Origin of the sequence: Pseudomonas asturiensis, assembly GCF_900143095.1 — a bacterium.
Taxonomy (GTDB): domain Bacteria; phylum Pseudomonadota; class Gammaproteobacteria; order Pseudomonadales; family Pseudomonadaceae; genus Aquipseudomonas; species Aquipseudomonas asturiensis.
Window position 1 is genome coordinate 1 of record NZ_FRDA01000037.1, and the last position, 3029, is coordinate 3029.

Sequence of the window (3029 nt, forward strand, 5' to 3'; positions counted from 1 at the left end):
AACAGGCTAAGGTAAAGTTTGTGAGAACAAACTTTCGGCGAATGTCGTCTTCACAGTATAACCAGATTGCTTGGGGTTATATGGTCAAGTGAAGAAGCGCATACGGTGGATGCCTTGGCAGTCAGAGGCGATGAAAGACGTGGTAGCCTGCGAAAAGCTTCGGGGAGTCGGCAAACAGACTGTGATCCGGAGATGTCTGAATGGGGGAACCCAGCTGTCATAAGACAGTTACCTTACACTGAATACATAGGTGTATGGAGCGAACCAGGGGAACTGAAACATCTAAGTACCCTGAGGAAAAGAAATCAACCGAGATTCCCTTAGTAGTGGCGAGCGAACGGGGACCAGCCCTTAAGTTGTATTGAGATTAGCGGAACGCTCTGGAAAGTGCGGCCATAGTGGGTGATAGCCCTGTACGCGAAAATCTCTTTGCAATGAAATCGAGTAGGACGGGGCACGAGAAACCTTGTCTGAATATGGGGGGACCATCCTCCAAGGCTAAATACTACTGACTGACCGATAGTGAACCAGTACCGTGAGGGAAAGGCGAAAAGAACCGCGGAGAGCGGAGTGAAATAGATCCTGAAACCGTATGCGTACAAGCAGTGGGAGCCCACTTTGTTGGGTGACTGCGTACCTTTTGTATAATGGGTCAGCGACTTATTTTCAGTGGCAAGCTTAACCGAATAGGGGAGGCGTAGCGAAAGCGAGTCTTAATAGGGCGTCAAGTCGCTGGGAATAGACCCGAAACCGGGCGATCTATCCATGGGCAGGTTGAAGGTTAGGTAACACTGACTGGAGGACCGAACCGACTACCGTTGAAAAGTTAGCGGATGACCTGTGGATCGGAGTGAAAGGCTAATCAAGCTCGGAGATAGCTGGTTCTCCTCGAAAGCTATTTAGGTAGCGCCTCATGTATCACTGTAGGGGGTAGAGCACTGTTTCGGCTAGGGGGTCATCCCGACTTACCAAACCGATGCAAACTCCGAATACCTACAAGTGCCGAGCATGGGAGACACACGGCGGGTGCTAACGTCCGTCGTGAAAAGGGAAACAACCCAGACCGTCAGCTAAGGTCCCAAAATCCTGGTTAAGTGGGAAACGATGTGGGAAGGCTTAGACAGCTAGGAGGTTGGCTTAGAAGCAGCCACCCTTTAAAGAAAGCGTAATAGCTCACTAGTCGAGTCGGCCTGCGCGGAAGATGTAACGGGGCTCAAACCAGGTACCGAAGCTACGGGTATCATCTTAGGATGATGCGGTAGAGGAGCGTTCTGTAAGCCTGTGAAGGTGAGTTGAGAAGCTTGCTGGAGGTATCAGAAGTGCGAATGCTGACATGAGTAACGACAATGGGTGTGAAAAACACCCACGCCGAAAGACCAAGGTTTCCTGCGCAACGTTAATCGACGCAGGGTTAGTCGGTCCCTAAGGCGAGGCTGAAAAGCGTAGTCGATGGAAAACAGGTTAATATTCCTGTACTTCTGGTTATTGCGATGGAGGGACGGAGAAGGCTAGGCCAGCCTGGCGTTGGTTGTCCAGGTTTAAGGTGGTAGGCTGAGATCTTAGGTAAATCCGGGATCTTAAGGCCGAGAGCTGATGACGAGTGTCCTTTAGGACACGAAGTGGTTGATGCCATGCTTCCAAGAAAAGCTTCTAAGCTTCAGGTAACCAGGAACCGTACCCCAAACCGACACAGGTGGTTGGGTAGAGAATACCAAGGCGCTTGAGAGAACTCGGGTGAAGGAACTAGGCAAAATGGCACCGTAACTTCGGGAGAAGGTGCGCCGGTGAGGGTGAAGCATTTACTGCGTAAGCCCACGCCGGTCGAAGATACCAGGCCGCTGCGACTGTTTATTAAAAACACAGCACTCTGCAAACACGAAAGTGGACGTATAGGGTGTGACGCCTGCCCGGTGCCGGAAGGTTAATTGATGGGGTTAGCGCAAGCGAAGCTCTTGATCGAAGCCCCGGTAAACGGCGGCCGTAACTATAACGGTCCTAAGGTAGCGAAATTCCTTGTCGGGTAAGTTCCGACCTGCACGAATGGCGTAACGATGGCGGCGCTGTCTCCACCCGAGACTCAGTGAAATTGAAATCGCTGTGAAGATGCAGTGTATCCGCGGCTAGACGGAAAGACCCCGTGAACCTTTACTATAGCTTTGCACTGGACTTTGAATTTGCTTGTGTAGGATAGGTGGGAGGCTTTGAAGCGTGGACGCCAGTCTGCGTGGAGCCAACCTTGAAATACCACCCTGGCAACTTTGAGGTTCTAACTCAGGTCCGTTATCCGGATCGAGGACAGTGTATGGTGGGTAGTTTGACTGGGGCGGTCTCCTCCTAAAGAGTAACGGAGGAGTACGAAGGTGCGCTCAGACCGGTCGGAAATCGGTCGTAGAGTATAAAGGCAAAAGCGCGCTTGACTGCGAGACAGACACGTCGAGCAGGTACGAAAGTAGGTCTTAGTGATCCGGTGGTTCTGTATGGAAGGGCCATCGCTCAACGGATAAAAGGTACTCCGGGGATAACAGGCTGATACCGCCCAAGAGTTCATATCGACGGCGGTGTTTGGCACCTCGATGTCGGCTCATCACATCCTGGGGCTGAAGCCGGTCCCAAGGGTATGGCTGTTCGCCATTTAAAGTGGTACGCGAGCTGGGTTTAGAACGTCGTGAGACAGTTCGGTCCCTATCTGCCGTGGACGTTTGAGATTTGAGAGGGGCTGCTCCTAGTACGAGAGGACCGGAGTGGACGAACCTCTGGTGTTCCGGTTGTCACGCCAGTGGCATTGCCGGGTAGCTATGTTCGGAAAAGATAACCGCTGAAAGCATCTAAGCGGGAAACTTGCCTCAAGATGAGATCTCACTGGAACCTTGAGTTCCCTGAAGGGCCGTCGAAGACTACGACGTTGATAGGTTGGGTGTGTAAGCGCTGTGAGGCGTTGAGCTAACCAATACTAATTGCCCGTGAGGCTTGACCATATAACACCCAAGCAATCTGCGACCTAAGGGCACAGATTGCGGTGACTGTGAAGA

The 3029-nt window shown here is 51.9% G+C and carries 1 rRNA gene; it reads left to right on the plus strand.

Annotated elements, in window-relative coordinates:
- Positions 1 to 82: 82 nt before the first annotated feature.
- Positions 83 to 2975: ribosomal RNA gene (locus BUB69_RS28085) — 23S ribosomal RNA — on the plus strand.
- Positions 2976 to 3029: the final 54 nt, after the last annotated feature.